The sequence below is a fragment of the Ktedonobacterales bacterium genome (genome assembly GCA_036557285.1).
Taxonomy (GTDB): Bacteria; Chloroflexota; Ktedonobacteria; order Ktedonobacterales; family DATBGS01; genus DATBHW01.
The window spans coordinates 142,196-160,309 of record DATBHW010000007.1 but is presented as its reverse complement, the minus strand read 5'-3'; the positions used below and the strand labels follow the sequence as shown (position 1 = coordinate 160,309).

Annotated in this window: 15 protein-coding genes; 7 read left to right on the top strand and 8 right to left on the bottom strand. The window is 60.6% G+C overall.

Translation table 11 applies throughout. The annotated features are described in order from the left end of the window. The 5 genes from VH599_03385 to VH599_03365 all read left to right on the top strand — a co-directional run. Positions 1-567: IS607 family transposase (locus VH599_03385; GenBank protein HEY7347338.1), on the top strand; the 567-nt coding region annotated here is incomplete at its 5' end. Beyond that, on the top strand, positions 554-1,828 hold the full coding sequence (locus VH599_03380) for a transposase (protein ID HEY7347337.1): 1,275 nt from the start codon (positions 554-556) through the stop codon (positions 1,826-1,828). The genes VH599_03385 and VH599_03380, both read left to right, overlap by 14 nt. A 184-nt stretch (positions 1,829-2,012) precedes the next feature. Then, positions 2,013-2,864 (top strand): hypothetical protein, encoded by an 852-nt coding sequence (locus tag VH599_03375; GenBank protein ID HEY7347336.1) that lies wholly within the window; start codon positions 2,013-2,015, stop codon positions 2,862-2,864. Between the two features lie 129 nt (positions 2,865-2,993). Beyond that, positions 2,994-4,095 (top strand): peptide chain release factor 2 gene (gene prfB / locus VH599_03370; GenBank protein HEY7347335.1). Its coding sequence is split into 2 segments (ribosomal slippage): positions 2,994-3,059 and positions 3,061-4,095, totalling 1,101 coding nucleotides; the frame shifts between segments, so codons are not numbered across the junction. A 316-nt stretch (positions 4,096-4,411) separates the two neighbouring features. Continuing rightward, positions 4,412-6,391 carry an exonuclease domain-containing protein gene (locus VH599_03365; protein HEY7347334.1) on the top strand — a complete coding sequence of 660 codons (1,980 nt, stop codon included), beginning with the start codon at positions 4,412-4,414 and terminating at the stop codon, positions 6,389-6,391. Between the two features lie 209 nt (positions 6,392-6,600). On the opposite strand, the gene VH599_03360 is transcribed toward VH599_03365, so the two are convergent. From VH599_03360 to VH599_03340, 5 genes are all read right to left on the bottom strand, one after another. Next, the gene (locus VH599_03360; GenBank protein HEY7347333.1) at positions 6,601-6,846 is read right to left on the bottom strand and encodes a hypothetical protein; all 246 of its coding nucleotides are present in this window, start codon (positions 6,844-6,846) and stop codon (positions 6,601-6,603) included. Between the two features lie 34 nt (positions 6,847-6,880). Further along, positions 6,881-7,219 (bottom strand): nucleoside triphosphate pyrophosphohydrolase family protein, encoded by a 339-nt coding sequence (locus VH599_03355; GenBank protein HEY7347332.1) that lies wholly within the window; start codon positions 7,217-7,219, stop codon positions 6,881-6,883. 69 nt (positions 7,220-7,288) lie between these two features. Continuing rightward, positions 7,289-7,795, bottom strand: coding sequence for an FHA domain-containing protein (locus VH599_03350; GenBank protein HEY7347331.1), 507 nt, complete (start codon positions 7,793-7,795; stop codon positions 7,289-7,291). A 172-nt stretch (positions 7,796-7,967) separates the two neighbouring features. Beyond that, positions 7,968-9,875, bottom strand: coding sequence for a DNA repair protein RecN (gene recN, locus VH599_03345; GenBank protein HEY7347330.1), 1,908 nt, complete (start codon positions 9,873-9,875; stop codon positions 7,968-7,970). 19 nt (positions 9,876-9,894) lie between these two features. Continuing rightward, complete coding sequence (locus VH599_03340) at positions 9,895-10,791, bottom strand: NAD(+)/NADH kinase (GenBank protein HEY7347329.1); 897 nt, start codon at positions 10,789-10,791, stop codon at positions 9,895-9,897. 335 nt (positions 10,792-11,126) lie between these two features. Between VH599_03340 and VH599_03335 the strand changes: the two genes are divergently transcribed. Both VH599_03335 and VH599_03330 read left to right on the top strand, forming a co-directional pair. After that, a complete protein-coding gene (locus VH599_03335; protein ID HEY7347328.1) occupies positions 11,127-12,179 on the top strand; it encodes a nitronate monooxygenase in 1,053 nt (350 codons plus the stop codon). Between the two features lie 25 nt (positions 12,180-12,204). Continuing rightward, positions 12,205-13,083 (top strand): amidohydrolase family protein, encoded by an 879-nt coding sequence (locus tag VH599_03330; protein HEY7347327.1) that lies wholly within the window; start codon positions 12,205-12,207, stop codon positions 13,081-13,083. A 15-nt stretch (positions 13,084-13,098) separates the two neighbouring features. Here VH599_03330 and VH599_03325 read toward each other — a convergent pair whose 3' ends face one another. The 3 genes from VH599_03325 to VH599_03315 form a co-directional block, all read right to left on the bottom strand. Beyond that, entirely contained in the window at positions 13,099-13,938 is an 840-nt protein-coding gene (locus VH599_03325; GenBank protein HEY7347326.1) for a P-loop NTPase, read from the bottom strand. Positions 13,939-13,940: 2 nt separating this feature from the next. Continuing rightward, positions 13,941-15,719, bottom strand: a complete 1,779-nt coding sequence (locus VH599_03320; protein HEY7347325.1) for a Stp1/IreP family PP2C-type Ser/Thr phosphatase — start codon at positions 15,717-15,719, stop codon at positions 13,941-13,943. A 66-nt stretch (positions 15,720-15,785) separates the two neighbouring features. Continuing rightward, entirely contained in the window at positions 15,786-17,582 is a 1,797-nt protein-coding gene (locus VH599_03315; GenBank protein HEY7347324.1) for a protein kinase, read from the bottom strand. Positions 17,583-18,114: the final 532 nt, after the last annotated feature.

The following is an 18,114-nucleotide window of genomic DNA, read 5'->3' as shown; positions in this document are numbered from 1 at the left end:
GGCATCAGTTATCGGACGGCCTTTCGCTGGTGGAAAGCGGGCCAGATTCCCGGCTATCAGGCTCCGACCGGCACCATCATTGTGCAAGAGCCGAAAGAGCCAGCCGCGCCAGCGCAGCGGGTCGCCATCTATGCCCGCGTCTCGTCTCATGAGCATCAGGCGAACTTAGATCGGCAAGCGGAGCGGCTGCTTTCCTATTGCGCCGCCAGGGGCTACCAAGTCGCCAAGGTCGTCAAGGAGAGTGCCTCTGGCGTCAACGACAGCCGCCCCAAGCTGCTCTCGCTCTTGGAAGACCAGGCGATCATGCTCATTGTCGTGGAACACAAAGACCGCTTGACCCGCTTCGGCTTCCGCTACCTGGATACCTTGCTGCGCGGGCAGGGCCGTGCCTTGGAAGTGGTGAATGAGGCGGGCAACGAGACGGAAGACCTCATGGCCGATCTGACGGCGATTCTGTCTAGCTTCACTGCGCGGCTCTATGGGCAACGCCGGGCAAAACGCAAGACAGAGATGGTGATGCGGGCCTTAGAAGCCGGAGAGAGGGAGGGCGAGCATGCAATTAGTTGAGCAGCATGTTATCTGCCGCTCGGACCCGCGCTTTGCCCCGATTGACGCGGCAGCGTTTGCGGCGAAGAACCTGTACAACGCGGCAAACTTCCTGGTACGGCAGTCCTTCATTTTTGAGGGCCGCTATCTGGGGTATGCCGCCCTCTTTCATCTGCTCAAGCGCCACGAAGTCTATACCGCCCTGCCCTGCAAAGTCTCGAATGATATTTTGCGCCAGCTTGATAAGAATTGGCGGGCGTTCTTTGCCGCTTGTGAGGCATATCGAGCAGACCCAAACAAGTTTGTAGGCCGCCCGAAACTGCCCAAGTACAAGCACAAGACGAAGGGCCGCTTCCTCTTGATCTATGATATTCAAGCGATTTCCCGCCGGGCACTGGCACGGGGGATACTCGCCCCCTCTGGGCTGAAGATAGAAGTCCAGACCGCTCACCGCCAGGTGAAGCAGGCCCGCATTGTTCCGCGTGCGGGCTACTATGTCGTGGAAATCGTCTATGAATGCAAGGAAGCCCCACCTTCCGGTAATCCAGCCCTGTACGCCGCAGTAGACTTGGGAGTAGACACCCTGGCTGCGCTAACCTCAAACAAAGGGGGCTTTGCCCCACGCCTTGTTAACGGGCGCGTCCTGAAAAGCTACAACCAGTTCTACAACAAGCGCCGGGCAGAGTTGCAGGAAGCTTGGGGACATGAAGGCACGACAGCCCGCATGGACCGCTTGACCACCAAACGGACGCGCCGTATCAATCAGTATCTGCACACTTCGAGCAAAGCCATTATTGCCTTGCTGGTTGAGGAAGGCATGGGCACGCTGGTCATCGGTAAAAACCTGCTCTGGAAGCAGGAAGCCGGGTTAGGGCGCGTCAATAACCAGCACTTCGTGCAGATACCACATGCGCGCTTCATTGACATGCTCAGCTACAAGGCGCAATTGATGGGCATTGCCGTGAAGGTGCAGGAAGAGAGCTACACATCCAAGGCCAGCTTCCTAGATTTGGACCCGCTGCCCGTCTATGACCCCAAGCGGGAAGGCCAGCCGGTTTTCAGTGGCAAGCGGGAAAAGCGTGGCCTGTATCGCGCCAAGGATGGGCGGCGCATTCAGGCGGATGTGAATGGCTCCTACAACATCGGACGCAAAGCATTCCCCCATTCCTTCGGGCAGGGGATAGAGGCCGCCCTTGCAGTACGGCCAGTAGGGCTGTCGATCTCGCCGGTCATCCCGTCACGGGCACGGGAGCGAGCGGTAATCCTACCAACCAGAGCATAGGTGGCTATGCTTTGTGATACTGTCATATAATGAACGGTATGAGTGGTCGTTTCGGCTTGGGAGACGCTGGTAGCCATCATGCCGCCTACAGGCCACTCGTGACGAGAAATCTGGTTGGATAGTTCAGCGGCCCTGCGGCACAAGTTGCGGGCTGTATGGGTATATGGCAGGAGCAGAGTAAGCTATGGGTAAGCTGATTGAAACCCTACAGCGGGTAGGAAAGTCATCAGGCGGCGGCATTGGTTTTCTAGGGAGGAACCAGACGCAGACGAAGCCAAAGGCTCTCGGCATGCTGGTGGCGCTCAGTCAGGCAGATGCCGGGGCCGTGGAAGCGGTTGCCAAGGCTGGCGCAGATGGCGTTATCTTTGTGGTTCAGAATGGGAAATCGGTAAGCAAGGGGCTTGCCGTAGAGGCGTATCAGAAGGCCGCCGAGCCGCTGCGTGCGGCAAATCGGCCCTGGGGGCTTGAACTGTCCGAGGTTGCCGCGTCGCTGCCAGCGGATGCGCTCAAGGGCATTCGTGAAGGTGGCGCGGATTTTGTCTCCTTCCCGCTTGAGGCTCCTGCCCGTCTCCTTCAAGAGCGCCCTGAAGGGCTGGATAGGATTATCACCCTTAGAGGCCCAAGAGATGAAGAGAACGAAAGCTATCTGCGGCTGGTGCGGTCGGTCAACCTGCTCTCTGTGCAGGTCGCTCACTTTCTTTCCAATCTGACGGCTGAGCGCCTGCGCGATCTGCGGATTGAGGAATTGTTGAACTACCGGATGGTGCGTGAACTGCTTCGCTTCCCGGTGCTGGTGAACGTGGGGGGCAATATAGGGAACGAAGAGGCGCGCATACTCGTCAAGCTGGGAGTCTCGGCGGTCATTATCCAGCAGTCTGAGGGCGAGAGCGCGTCGGCGCTGACCCAGCGGGTCACAGCCCTGCGCGAGGAACTGGAGCGCGTGCCTGCCCCTGGCTCTGAGGATGAAGATACGCCCAATGTCGCGTTCGTTCCTGGCTCGCCTGCCAGGGGTGAAGAGCCAACCCGCCAACGCTGAATACACAATGAAGGTCAAGAGTCGAGGATTCCGGCGTATGCCGCCTGCTGCGGCGAGCCATCCTCGGCTTTTGCTGTGCTTGAGAAGGACGATCATCGGAAGAAGAGCGATCAAAGGAGAACCATCGGAATGAGTGATTTGACGACGCGGATTGAATCGTTGCAGCGGCGCGTGCATGAAATGCTGGTGCGACTTTGACCAGGCTGGCAAAGAGCGCGAGATAGAGGCGCTTGAAAAAGAGAGCATGGCCCCTGATTTTTACGCTGATCGCCGCCACGCGCAGACGACGATGCAGCGCCTGACAGCTCTGCGCGCTGAGGTTGAGACCTGGCAGGGATTGCATACGCGCCTGAACGATCTGCACGAGATGGCGCTGTTGTTGGAAGCAGAGCCGGATGAAGGGCTATCCGCCGAGGTAGATCGTTCGGCAGATGAGATTGAACAGCAGCTTGAAAAGCTGCGCTTCTCGCTGATGCTGAACGGCGAACACGACCAGCGCAACGCCATTCTCTCGATTCACGCGGGGAGCGGCGGCACCGATGCCCAGGACTGGGCGGAGATGCTTTTGCGCATGTACCTGCGCTGGGCGCAGCTGCGGAACTTCAAGGCGGAACTGCTCGATCAGCTTGAGGGCGAAGAGGCGGGCATCAAGAGTGCCACGCTTGAAATATCGGGGCCGTATGCCTATGGCTATCTGCGCTCGGAATCAGGGGTGCATCGGCTGGTGCGCCTGTCGCGCTTCGACGCGGCGCATCGGCGGCATACGTCGTTCGCCAAGGTCGAGGTGATGCCCGACATCGAGGATACGATTGACATTGTGGTTCGGCCCGAAGACCTGGAGGTGGATACCTATCGCTCCACCGGAGCGGGCGGCCAGCACGTCAATAAGACCGATTCGGCGGTGCGCATGCGCCATATCCCCACCGGCATTGTGGTGACGTGCCAGAACGAGCGTTCGCAAATCCAGAACCGCGAGGTGGCGCTGCGCATCCTGAAGGCGCGGCTGTATGAGCGCGAACTGAAGGAGCGCGAGCGCCAGCAGGCGGCGCTGAAGGGCGAGCATGTGGAGGCCGACTTTGGCAATCAGATTCGCTCAGTGGTGGTGCATCCCTTCCAACTGGTGAAGGACCACCGCACCGGCTTTGAGAGCAGCGACACGACAGGCTATCTCGATGGTGAGATCGATCCCTTCATCGAAGCCTATTTGCAGAGCCAGGCGGTGGGTGTCTAACCTCCAAAACCGCTTAGAGTGGATAGAGGGCTGAGGAGGCATTTCTTCTAACCCCTATTCACTATTTTGACGGTTAGCCGGGGACGGCCAGCGCCACACTACCGAACTGCCCGTTAAGAGGGAAGAACGCATGTAGGACAAGCTCAGCAGTTATGATGAGTTCGCGGCTTTCCATTCTTTATGCTGCTGAGTTTCAGCAAGCCCTGAGAGTCTTGACGCCTTAGAACGCCCGTGCTATGTTGGCAGCCAGAAAACGCTGATCTGGCCCGGCAATTGCTGGGCGACCTGCTGAGAAAGCGCGAGCAGTGAGGGGGCGATGGTGAGCCAGAGTAATGGTCCTGAGCAGACCCAGGGGCAGCTTTTGCGCCGCGCCCATATCTGGCTGACGGAGCAGGGCGAACCGCAGGCGTCTACGGCACTGGTGCGGCATCTTTTCGGCGCTTCGGCAGAAGGGCAGGCCGGGCAGTTCTGGCTGGGGCTGATGGAGCAGGCGCTGCGCGGCTCCCCGCTCTTCGAGCGCCGCGCCGATGGCCTGTGGCGTCTGCGCGCCTGGGAGGCCACACAGACACGTCTGGCCGATCTGGAATATGTGGTGGTGGATGTGGAGACGACGGGGCTGGTAGCTGGCCGCCACCGGCTGATTGAGGTGGCCGGGCTGCGCGTGCGCGCGGGAATGGTGGTTGATGCGTTTCAGCAGCTTATCAATCCAGAGCATCACCTGCCGCGCTTTATCAGCGCCTTCACCGGCATTACGCAGGCAATGGTCAACGATGCGCCGTCCGTTGATGAGGTGCTGCCCGCTTTCTTTGCGTTTCTCGATGACGCGCCTATTGTGGGGCATAACGTCGGCTTTGATCTGGGGTTTCTAGGCTATGAAGCGGTGCGCCTGGGCTATCCGCTGGCAACCGATGGCCTGGATACGATCAGGCTGGCCCGCCGTCTCATCCCCGGGATTCGCGGGCTAAAGCTGGACGCGCTGGCGCGTCAGGTGGGCGTCGTGGTGCGCGACAGACACCGCGCGCTGGGCGATGCGCGCATCACGCAGGAGGTCTTTCAACATCTGCTGGCGCTGGCCTCTGAGCAGGGGATTGAGACGCTGGCGCAGCTTCGGGAAATTATGCAGCGTTCCGGCGCTGGCCGTCGGCCCAGGCCGGGCGAATCGGCGCTGGAGCGGCCCACCGGCAGCATCTATCTCAATCCTGCCTGGCGGCGCGAGTTTCCGACGCGGCCTGGCGTCTATCTGATGAAGGATGACCAGGGCGAGGTAATCTATGTCGGCAAGGCCAAATCGCTCAAGGAGCGGCTGGCCTCGTACTATCATCAGCCGCTGGGCTATACGCGCAAGCTGGATGGCTTGCTGCAACTGGTGCAAGAGATTGAAGTTCGGGTGCTGGGGTCCGAGCTAGAGGCGCTGCTGGTGGAGTCGCAGCTTATCAAGCAGCTTCAGCCGCGCTTTAACGTGCAACTGCGCAACTACGAAGCCTATCCGTTTATTAAGATTGATGGCCGACCCTATCCGCGTGTCTACGCCACCCGCGAGGTGCATGCCGACGGGGCGCGCTATTTCGGCCCCTTTCAGAGTCGGCGCGTTGTGGAAGCCGCGCTGGAGGTCATTCACAAGCTTTTCCCTATTCGCACCTGCACGCGTGGCCTGCCGCCCCAGGCGCAGCCATCCGAGCCGTGTATGCGCTATCATATGCACCGCTGCCTGGCCCCCTGTCGCGGCGACGTTGACCCTGCCGTCTATGAGGGGATGATTGAGCAGATCAGCGCCTTTCTAGGAGGGGAGCGCGAGGATTTGCTGGATCGGCTGCGCCAGGAGATGTGGGCGGCTTCGGCGCGCAACGATTTCGAGCGCGCGGCGTCGCTGCGTGACGCGCTCAAGAATATCAGTCAGGTGGTGGTGGGCCAGCGCCTTGTCACCGGGGCCGTCGAAGCGAATAATCTGCTGATTATCTATCCGTCCGCCGCAGCCGGGCAGGGCGAGGTGTTTCTGGTGCGGCATGGCCGATTGGTGGAGCAGCGCCGCGTGCCGCTGGTCAGCGAGGACTTGCTGGCTGATTTGCGCGCGCTGGTTGAACGGGCGGTGTCGCTGCCCGCGCCGCCGAAACGGGTCGGCAAAGAAGAGGTCGATCAGATCAACATTATTGCCCGCTGGATTCATCGCCACAGCGACGAGCATGAGCGCGCCTTCTTCTCGCTCCCGACGGATTTACAGAACCCGCAGCAGATCGAGCGTTTTGTGGGCCAGGTTGCGCTGGCGCTGAGTCAGCCAGCAGACCAGGCGAATGTATAATACCGAACCCTGATGAACACCACTTGCGGCGCCGTGTGGAAGGCGGCCAATCGGCGCCTCAGTGCGAACGCAGCGCGCCAGGGGCAGCGTTCGCGCGGGGGGCAGCGGCGGGCCGCCGAGACGGCGGCGCTATACGCAACAGCGCCCGCGTATACTGCCAGCGTTCGCGCGGGCGAGCGATCCGCCGCCAGGGACGGCGGGTACGGGCGTTAGTCGCGGAAGGGTTTGATGACGCTGCTTTCCTCTTCCTTGCTGGTCATGACCTCGATAAAGTTGATGCGTGACCAGGGGAAGATAAAGGAGCGCGCGCCGGGGGTTGCCCAGCCTACGTTTTTTTCATCGCGCATGCGCGGATTCGAAAAGGTCACATAGGATGAGTCTTCATTGGGCAGCATTTCCATGTCTGCCACAATGGGATCCTGGTTCAGCAAATGAATAATAACCGTTCGCGCCATCTGCGCTGCCTCCTGTGATGCAAAATACTGGATGCTATCTGGTATCACCGTCTCCGTGAATCTGGCCGCGCTCCAGTCGGGAAAAAAGCTTCTCCAGGTTCGCGGCTGCTACCTCTTGCAGCGTAAGATCGAGTTCGGTGCATATCTGCGCCAGATACCACAAGACATCGCCCAATTCGAGCTTCAACGCTTCGCGGTCCTCCTCAGAAACCTGGCCGCCTTTGTCTCGAAAGATTTTTTTGATCTTCCCTGCCACTTCACCGGCCTCATTTACCAGACCCAGCGTTGGGTAAACGAGGGGGCTGTCCGTTGAGACTGGCCCCCACGTTTTCCGCGACTCTCGCTGATAGCCCTGAAAATCTTTAATATCCAAGCTACATACCTCAACAGCGATTGAAAACGCGCATCCGCGCGCGGGTAAAATGCTTTTGCCACTGGCTGCCTACAGCAGCACCTTGACGACCAGAGTGCCAAATTGGAGCAAATCACCATTCCTCAGCCGATAAAGCTGGCCGGGAAAGAGGCGCGAGGAGTTGAGCAAGGTTTCGTTGATAGCCTTCAGATCCTCTATATAATAACGTCCCTGTCTCAGCGTAATCATCGCGTGCTGCCGACTCACCCCCTGCTCTATCCCTCCATAGGGTGTCAGGTCAACGTCGGGCGTCTGGCCGGGATCTTTGCGCCCAATGATGATGCGTTCGCGGGAGTCGAGATCAAGTATAAACGCGGAAGGGATAAGCTGCAAGCGCAGATGGGGTGGCTTATCAGGGGGTCCAGAATCACTGGTGGTTGCCTCGCGCCCGACTCGCGGGTCGCTATCCGGCGCTTGAGTGGGTGCTCTGCCGCCTATAGAGGGTGAGCCGGTAGGTTGGGGCAGACGCCGCCCACAATTGTCGCAATAGAGCGCGCCAGCGATATATTCATCAAAACAATGCGGGCAATTTGGCATATGTGATCTCTGGATGAAACAAGGGTAAGTCGCCAAAAGCGACTCAGACTGGGAAAGAGGACGTGCCAGCCTTGTGTATGCTACCACGATACGCGCTTTTGTCAAGGAGGAACGGGTGGGGCGCGGCGTTTTTGTGGATGGGGTTGGGCTGGCGGTTGCAGCCGCCAGCCAATTACCATAAGCTGTTTGAGGCGGAAGGCGCAAGCTGATGGCCGTTTTGGGCCTCTTGCTTGAACTCTTCGGAGCGTTGCAGCAATTCTTCGGCGTTGCGGCGCGAGGTATCAGTGAGCGCGCCGCCAAGCATCTGCCCAAGCTCGATGGTGCGCTGCTCGTAGGCCAGCGCCCGCACCTGGGTAATGGTGCGGTCCCCGTGCGCCTCTTTGGCGACGTTAAAGTGTTCGTCACCGAAGGCGGCGATCTGCGGCAGGTGGGTGACGCAGATGACCTGATGGTTGGTGGTCAGATTCCAGAGCTTTTCGCCTACCACCTGACCGCTGCGTCCACTGATGCCGCTGTCAATCTCATCGAAGATTAAGGTTGGGGTGGAGTCGGCAGCCGAGAGGATGGATTTCAGCGCCAGCATCAGGCGCGAAGTCTCGCCGCCGGAGGCGATCTTGCCCAGCGGCTTAAACGGCTCGCCGGGGTTGGGGGCGATCAGGAACTCGATTCGATCAATGCCTGTGCCGCTAAAGGCGTAGGATTCGGTGGGGCCATCCGGCGCTAGCTGGGCAGGCGCGCCATCAGATGAGTACTGCTGCTGTATCTCGACCTTGAAGCGGGCGCGCTTCATATTGAGATCGTCTAACTGGCGCTCCATAGCCTCAGCCAGCCGCACTGCTGCCGCGCTGCGTATCTGCGAGAGACGCCCCGCAAGCTGGCCGATCTGGCGGCGCAGTTCTTCGTCGCGGGCTTGCAGTTCGGCCAGCCGCTCTTCGCGGTGGGCGTAGCGGTCGAGTTCGGCGGCAGAGTCCTCGGCGTACTTCAAGATTTCCTCAATGGTATTGCCATATTTACGCCGGAACTTGGCGATCAGGTCCAGGCGCTCCTCGATCTCGGCCAGCCGCATGGGGTCGGCTTCTACGCTCTCTTGATACGAGCGCACCGACATAGCGACATCTTCCAGCCGGTAGATAATCTCTTCCAGCGCGGCGTTGTATTCCTGCATGGACGGGTCCAGGCGCGTTAATTCGTCCATGTCGTGTCGGGCGCCTTTGAGCAGGTCGCCAGCCGCCTGGCCGTCTTCACCGCCGCTGAGGGCGCTGTAGATGCCCGCGCACAACTGCGCAAGCCGTTCGGCGTTGTTGAGGACGCGCCGCTCGCGTTCCATCTCCTCCACTTCGTTAGGCTGAAGTTTGGCCTGCTCGATCTCGTCAACCTGGAAGCGCAAGAGTTCGATGCGCCGCTCCAGTTCGCGCTCGTTCTGCTGGAGCGCGGCCAGTTCGCGGCGCGCGGCGCGCCAGTCTGTGACGAGCGCCGTCACCTGGGCGCGCAGGGGCAGCGCCTCGGCGTAGCGGTCCAGGTAATTGACGTGCTGCTCCGGGCGCAGGATGGTGAGGTGTTCGCTCTGGCCGTGAATGTCCACCAGCAGGCTGCCCACTTGCTGCAAGACCTGAAGCGGGACGGGGCGCTGGCTGATGCGCGCGGTGGTGCGCCCGGATTTGTGGATTTCGCGGCCCAGGATCAGTTCGCCGTTATCCGCTTCCAGGCCATACTCATTGAGAAGCAGGGCCAGCACGAGCCGGGCATCGATCTGCTGGTCCTGCCCGCTCGCTTCGTCTGCTGCCTCATCGCTTGCTGCTGGTGCGCGTGCAACATCAGCGGCGGCTCCGTTTGATCCGTTCTGCGGCTGGCTGATGGTGGGGAGCGCCCCAACGGCGAAAGAGCCGTAGATGGTGGCGCGGTCTGCGCCGCTGCGCACCACTTCGATGCCCATCTTTCCACCGAGGACCGCGCTGACGGCATCTATGATGATGGATTTGCCCGCGCCGGTTTCGCCGGTGAAGACGTTAAAGCGCGGGTTCAGGCGCAGGTCCAGGTGGTCAATGATGGCAAAGTCGGTAATGGTCAGTTCTGTAAGCATAGCTCGTTCTTACCGATTCTCACACTTCGCTTTGCAATTTGCGGGTCAATATCTGATAGAAATACGTAGGTGGGCGACGGCGCAGAAAGCGCGTCGTATAGGGGCTGTTGGTGACGCTTACCAGCGACCCGTCACTCAGATTGCGGTTGATCTGCCCATCGGCGGAAAGCACCCCGTCCTGGCCGTCCGTGAAGATTTGCAGCTTGATCGTGGCGCCTGGGTCGAGGATCAGGGAGCGATCAGCGGCCAGGTGGGGGGCAATGGGGGTAATCACGCTGCCGCGCACCTGGGGATAGAGGACTGGCCCGCCTGCGGCCAGGTTATAGGCCGTCGAGCCGGTGGCGGTTGAGACGATCATGCCATCGGCAACGGTGGTGTTATAAAAATGCCCATCCACCCAGACTTTGATGCGCACGACTCGTGGCAGCGCGCCACGCACGACGACAATATCATTGAGGGCCAGGAACTCTTCGGCTGCTCCGTTGGCCTCCAGGACGGCGCTCAACATGGCCCGCTCGTCTATCCAACAGTCACCGTCGAGGTAGAGGGGGAGCTGCTGCTCGACTTCATGCGGCTCCAGTTCGGTGAGAAAGCCCACGCGGCCAAAATTGATGGCGATCAATGGCACACCGACTAGCGCGGCGCTGCGGGCTACTGAAAGGATGGTGCCGTCTCCGCCAAGCACCAGCGCCAGCTCAGTACCCTCCAGGCGCTGGCGTAGTTCGTCCGCTGCGTGCGAGGCGAGTGACCAGACGTTCAATCGCTCGCCGAGCCTGGCTGTCAGGTGGACAGCCATCTCAGTCGCATTGGGCGAGCGTTCCTGGTAGACAATGCCCAGATTCTTCACCGCCAGCCGTATCCCCCCTTCTGTGGCGCTGCCACGCGCCAATTTGCCCATGTGTGGCGTGTTGAGCATACATCCGTTCTCCAGAAGTTCCTCTTCCTGCTTGCGATGACACGGCGCCCTAGCTGTCGCTTTTCACTCCCACATGATATGCGAAGCATCCATAGTTGTCAATGTCTCAGGCGGCCAATATTGAACGAATATTCTAGGTCTGGCTCGTGAAAACAAACAACGGGTGGTCCGGTTTTGGCGGCTGCTGGCAAACGATCACCCAAGGAGCAGGCACGCGGTAAGCTCTTTATCAACAGGGGCGAGCGCGGAGTCCCGGGTTTCCGGCGCTGAGGTATCTATCTGCGCTATAATAAGGAAAATTTCAGTACAAACGCAAGAAATACACGAGGTTGTTGATGCAGACAAGGCGAGTGGAGATGCTCCCCGACACGCTGCCTACGCGGGTGACGGCGCTGCTGGGTATTCGCTATCCTATCGTACAGGGTGGATTGGCCCATCTTTCGTATGCTGATCTGGCGGCGGCGGTTTCAGAGGCGGGCGGGCTGGGTCAGGTGGGCGTGGCGTGCTTCGAGACGGCGGATGAGTTACGCGCCGAGATCGCTAAGGTGCGGGCGCTGACCAGTCGCCCGTTTGGCGTGAATTTCCCGATTGGGCATAGCCCGGTTGATCATTTTCTGGAGGTGGCGCTGGAGGAGGGCGTGCCGGTGCTGACGATTACCGGCGGCAACCCGGAGGCGCTGCTGCGACGTATTCAGGCGCACCAGCCTACGCCGCATACGATGGTGCTGGTGGCTGGTACGCGCGCGGCGCGCAAGGTCGAAGACCTGGGCGCAGACGCGGTGATCGCGGTGGGATTCGAGGGCGGCGGCCATCTGGGCCGCGATGATGTTGGCACGCTGGTGCTGACGCCGCGCGTGGTGGAGGCGGTGAAGATTCCGGTGCTGGCGAGCGGGGGCGTCGCCGATGGGCGCGGGCTGGCGGCGGCTCTGGCGCTGGGCGCGGAGGGGGTGGAATTGGGGACGCGCTTTATTGCGGTGCAGGAGAATGTGGCGCATCTCCATTACAAAGAGGCGCTGGTGCGGGCGCAGGAAACCGATACGGTGGTGATTGAGCGCACGCTGGGGCGTCCGGCGCGGGTGCTGAGGGGGCCGCTGCCCGACAAGATTCTGGAGATCGAGCGCGATCTGGAGCAGCGCGGCGCTTCGCGCGAAGAGAGCCTGGCCGCGCTGCTGCCCTTTATCCTGGGGACGGTGAATAAACGCGCGGCGCGTGAAGGTGTGTTAGAAGAGGGCTTTGTCTGGGCGGGCCAGGTTGCGGGGCTGATTCAGGATATTCCCACGGCAGGCGATCTGGTGCGGCGTATGATTTTGGAGGCTGCCGTCGTCACACAGCGCATGGCGCGTCTGTTTGTGTCAACCGCTCTGCCGGTAGAAGAGGCAGGCGATTAGGATTCTGTAGAGAGGAAGCAGCCCGATGCCTAAAGCCATTGATTTTCATGTTCATCTGCCAATTGCCGAGTTTATGGATGTGGCGCTTGGCCCATACCGGGCGGCGGCAGAGCGGTTTTTTCGCAGCGAGGTGAAGCTGCGCGATGTGGAGGAGATTGCCGCCTATTATGAGGAGCAGGATATGGTAGGCGTTTTGCTGGCGTGGGACGCCGAGACGGCGACGGGCCAGCCGCCGCTGCGCAACGAGGTGGTTGCGGCGATTGTGGACCGCTATCCGCAGCGTTTTATCGGCTTTGCCAGCGTGGACCCGCACAAGGGCCAGGCCGCCATCGTCGAGGCCGAGCGCGCGATCAAAGACCTGGGCCTGGCAGGCATGAAGTTCCATCCGGGGGTTCAGGCGTTTTATCCCAATGACCGGGCGTTTCACCCGCTCTTCGAGAAGATTACGGAACTGGGCGTACCCGCGCTCTTCCACACAGGTACCAGCGGCCTGGGCGCGAATACGCCGGGCGGCTCTGGCGTCAAGCTCGATCATACCCGTCCAATCTATCTGGACAGCCTGGCGGCAGATTTTCCGACGCTGACGATTATCGGGGCGCATCCTTCCTGGCCCTGGCACGAAGAGATGATCGCGGTTGTGCAGCACAAGAGCAATGTGTATAACGATCTCTCCGGCTGGTCGCCAAAGTACATTCCGCCGTCGCTGCTGCGCGAGGCCGCCGGACGGCTCAACGAGAAGTTTCTGTTTGGCTCGGATTATCCGTTTATCCCGCCGGATCGCTGGCTGCGCGATTTTGAGAAGCTGGACGGCTGGACGGATGAGGCACGCGCCCGGCTGCTCTATGGCAATGGGCAGCGTCTGCTGGCCCATACGCCGGTAGCGCAGATGACCTTTTCAGGCTAGCTCTTCCTGGCTGGCTTACTGTGGCGCACCCTCCAGTTTCGCCGCTAATTGTTGGGCGATATGGCGAAAGGCGGCTGCCTGCACTGATCGCGGGTGAGCGATCAACAGTGGATGGGCACGGTCTCCAGACTGGCTCACTAGTGGGTCCAGGGGGATAGCGCCCAGCTTCTCTATATCCATTCCCCAGATGGCGCGGGCGGCTGAGACACGAGCAAAGATGTCCACTGGCTGGCCGCAGTGTGGGCAGAGGAAGCCACTCATATTTTCTATTGCGCCCAGGATGGGTACTCCGGCGCGGCGAAAGTGTTGCAGGGCTTTTTTGCCATCCAGGTGGGCGACATCTTGCGGGGTGACAATGAGTACGACGCCGGATAGTTGGAGGTCATGCAGCAGGTTTTGCTGGAGGTCGGCGGTACCCGGCGGAAGGTCAATGATGAGATAGTCTGGATTGCCCCAGGCAACCTGATGCGTCAATTGCATGAGCAGCGCCCGCACGATGAGGGCTTCAAGAATCATTGGCTGGTCTTCGCCAAGGAGGAAGCCTGCCGACATGATCTTGAGGCCATAACGCTCAACCGGCTGGATAGTTTGCTGCTTACCTTTGCGCGCCAGCGTCCAGTCGCCCGTCCACTCTTTGCGAGTGAGGCCAACCATGAGTGGGATATTTGGGCCATACAAGTCAGCGTCGAGGAGGCAAACGGCCTTCCCGCTTTCGGCCAGCGCCAAGGCCAGGTTCAGACTGATCGTTGATTTGCCTACGCCGCCCTTGCCGCTGCCTACGGCGATGACGAATCGCGCGGGCGACGTGGGCCTGCGCGCGCGCTGGTGGGGACCACCGGGCGATGGCATTCTCATCGTTACTGCTTTAGCTGGTCGAGATGGGCCGGACCAGACGCCACGCTCTGGATCATGGGCTGTTTGGCCGGTTTGGTGTCTTCCATGATCTTGACGACGATGGCGGTGATATTATCCACGCCGCCGTTCTCGTTCGCCATCTCGATCAACTTGCTGGTGACTTGCGGCAGGTCGTCGTGGCGCAGCACCTGTTCAATATCGGGGTCGCGGATCATTTCCCAGAGGCCATCGCAGCACAGCAGCAGCTTGTCGCCCGGCGTCAATCGCTGGTGGAACAGGTCAATCTCGGCGGCTTCTTTTTCACCCAGGCTGCGGTAAATCTGGTTGCGCTTGGGGTGAGTATAAACATCATCTTTCTGGATGACGCCAGCCGCCACCAGGCTTTCGACAATCGAATGGTCGGTGGTGACGCGCTGGAGATGGTCGTTCTGGTTGAGCAGATAGGTGCGGCTGTCGCCGACGTTGCAGATATGCGCCTCGCTCCCCGCCACCAGCGCGGCGGTCATGGTGCAGCCCATATCGGCGTGATCTTTCTGGTTCTGGTGATAGATCATCTGGTTGGCGCGCTGGATGGCCTCTTGCAGCAGGCCGCCTAACGCTTCATCGGGGGTATCTTGCCTGGGCAGCGTCTCGGCCAGATGATGATAGATGGTTTCAACGGCTATGCGGCTGGCGTCCTGGCCGTTGGCGTGGCCGCCCATGCCATCGGCAATGACAAAGAAGCCGAAAGGCTGAAGCTGGCCGTTATGCCGCCAGGTGCCGGTGACGGCCAGAAAGTTATCCTCGTTATCTTTGCGCCTGCGGCCAGGGTCTGTTTTGGCGCTGACCTTTACGCCCAGGGCTTGACGCTGGCGTCCACGCATCACCACAGTTGCTTCCTCCTGTTTTCCCCCGGTCATAGCTGGCATGGTGGGCAGCGTCACTTCTTTGTCAGCGCCGCCCACCGGCGGCTGATAGGTCATGGTGGGCATCTCGGCGATGTCCGGCGGCTGATAGGTCATGGTGGGCATTTCGGCGATGTCTGGCGCTGGCGCCGGATTGAGCGGCGGAAGATTTAAGGGAGCTGGGCCGCCGGAGATGGACCTGCCCAGGCGTCCCGCGCCGCTGGTTCCGGCCAGCCCTTGTGGTAGATCAAGGCCACAGTTGGCGCAGGTGCTGGAGCCAAGGTTATTCTGCATGCCGCAGCGCGGGCAAACGACCGTTCGCCGCGATGAAGCGGCTGGCGCAGCAGCGGCAAAGGGCGCTGTTGCCCCCGCCGGGAGGGGGGCGGCAAAATCGGGTTGTAGCTGCCCGCTCGTTCTCCCGCGTTTCGGGAAGGCGGATGAGGCTGTTGGCTGCCGCTGCACGTCGCGCCTGCGTCGGTAGCGCACCGAGAGCAGGAATGTCATGACAAAGACGAGGAAGACCAGGACTACCAGGAAGGTCAGGGCCACAGCGGTTGTCGAGATGCCAAAGATAGTATCGGGAAGGAAGCCGTTAGAACTTCCTGTGCCTGTGGAGTTTCCGGCGCCACCAGTGATCGCGGTTGCTGTTGGCTCCTTCTGGATGACTGATGGTGTTGGTGTAGGGGTCGGGGTTGCTGTCGCGGTTGCTGTTGGTGTTGGCGTATGGGTCGGGGTAGGCGTTCTGGTTGCCAGAGGGAGCGCGGCCTGCGCGCTGTGGTCAGAGAGATCAGCAGCGCCAGCGGCGGTAGCCAGGACGAAAAGCGTGCCCAGCGCCAGACAAAGCGCAAGAAGGCCAACGATCAGAGGTCGCCGGTGAATTCGCAAGGGCTGCTTCATGACTGGTCCCTCCCTTAAAACGTCGTCCCGGTCCCATCACCCAGTTGGTCAGAAGGATATACGCGGTTAATGCGTCGTGCCTGGTCCACCAGAGCCTCCCTGATTCCCTGTAGTTGCCCGCGCGCGCAGGCGCTGGAGTGTAGCCTGGGCCTGCGCATCGGCGGGGTTCAGCCGTACAGCCGCCTCGCATTCGCGCAGGGCATCGGTCAGGCGGCCCTCGCGGTCATAGACCTGGCTGAGCAGGTGGCGGGCCGCCGCGCTGCCGGCGTCTACGCGCAGCGCCTCGACAAAGGCGCGCTCGGCGTCCTGGAGCCGATTCATGCGCAGGCAAAGCTGGCCGATATTCATCTGCACCGCCAGGCTGCGAGGCAGCAGTCGCGCGGCTTCTCGATATTCGGTCAGCGCAGGCTCAAGCTGGTTGGTCTGCTCAAAACACTGCCCCAGCAGACGATGGGCTTCACCGTCGTTGGGGTTATGGAGCAGCGCATTCTGATAGGCTTTGATGCCCTCTTGTGGTCGGCGCTGCACGAACAAAAAGACATCACCGATCAGTCGGTGGGTTTCGGCATCATTTGGGGTGAGTTGAAGCGCGCTTTGATAGGCAGCCAGAGCGTTGGTGGTATCGGGTGGCTGGCTGCGGGCGTGAATCATGCCCAGCACTTTATAGACCTGTGGGTTGTTCCGGTCAAATTGCAGCGCCTGCCGGGCCATGTTAAGCGCCTCGATGAAACGCCGCTGATCCAGCAGGGCGCGCGCCTGGTTGAGATGGTAGTTGACAGAAGGCCCGGAAAGCGGCTGGCCCGATGGCTGTTGAAAGGTGGGCGGCGCTCCTATTGGCGGGCCGCCCAGCGGGGGCGCTCCAATGGGGGGCCGGTTGGCAACTATCGTTGGCCCGACGGGTCCGGGCGGCGGCAGGACCGGCGGGAGCCGCAGGAGGGCCTGTTCCATTTCGCCCGCGCTGACCCAGCGGGCGTTTGGCTCTTTCTGCAAGGCGCGGCCAATCAGCACGTCGAACTGCGGGCTGATCTCTGGTCTGAGGCTGCGAATGGTGGGGAAATCAAAGATTGATGGCTTGTTATTAGTGGCCTCGTGGCGCGTCAGCAGGCGGTGGAGCGTCGCGCCGAGGGCATAGATGTCGCTTTTGGGAAGGGGCTTGCCTTCCAGTTGTTCAGGGGGCGCGTAGCCCAGCGTCATGATGACGGTGGCCTGGCGTCCACCCTGGAAGGAGCGGGCGATGCCAAAGTCGATCAGCTTCACTTTGTCGTCGCCCGTGACCATGATGTTAGAAGGTTTCAGGTCACGAAAGATCACCGGGGGGTTCTGACTGTGGAGATAAGCCAGCACGCTGCACATCTGCGCTGCCCAGCTGCGCACGCGGGTTTCGGGCAGGCCGCGCGGCTGGCCTTCTTGCTCCAGCACTTCGGCGAGCGTCTTGCCATCCACAAACTCCATGATCAGGTAGTTATGCCCATTTTCGGCAAAGAAGTCGAAGACTTTGGGGATGGCCTGGTGATGCAGGTCCAGCAGCATATGGGCTTCGCGCTCGAACCATTGCAGCGACTGATCGCGTTCTTCTTCATTGCTGAAGTTATCCAGCATTTCCTTGACGGCGCAGGGCCGCTTGAAGTGCTGGTCAAAGGCTTTATAGACCGCGCCCATGCCGCCCTTGGCAACTGCTTTCTCGATCTTATAGCGTTTATGTTGCAGTTCGGCGCCAGAAGTGAGGCGCTTGGGGCCTTTGTCGCTCCCGCTGCGTTTGGGATGGCTGTCCGCCTCTTCATCTGGCGGTGGTGGTGGGCTGGAAATAGCGTCGCGCTCCTCTTTGTCGCTTTTGTCGCTTCCAAGCGGTTGATGACATTTCACGCACTCTTGTGCGTTGTCAGTATTTGCTGTATGGCAATTGGTGCATTCGATCACAGCCGCTGCTCCGTCCAATCCGCCGAACGCTCGGTGGTCACTGCGAGGACCGCGCCGGTTGCTACCATCATAGCATGCTTCGGGCGTGCGGTCAATGTGCGCCAGTTCTTTACAGGGTCTTTGCTTACTCTCAATTACTCTCAATATATAGCCCATCTAATGGGCCATTATAGCATACCTGGATTTCCCATAGCCTAGCATATATGTGGCACCTGTCAAGGGATTACGTCACACTGGTTCCACCCAAACCAGGGCCAGTTCGCGCAGCCGCTAGCCGCCTTTCAGGCGGCGCTGCAAGTGGTTGGCTGCCCAGCCTGCTCTTTGTCGGAGTCTGTGGGCTATGCTATAATGTGAGACGGCACGGGCGCGCGAGCCGCAGGCGAGAGTGCCGAGGCAAGCACCCATTGCCAGAGGCATGACAAGCAAAGCGAAGGCTGCTCAGCCGGGCTGGCGCTCTCTCTTCTGCTCACTATCTTAT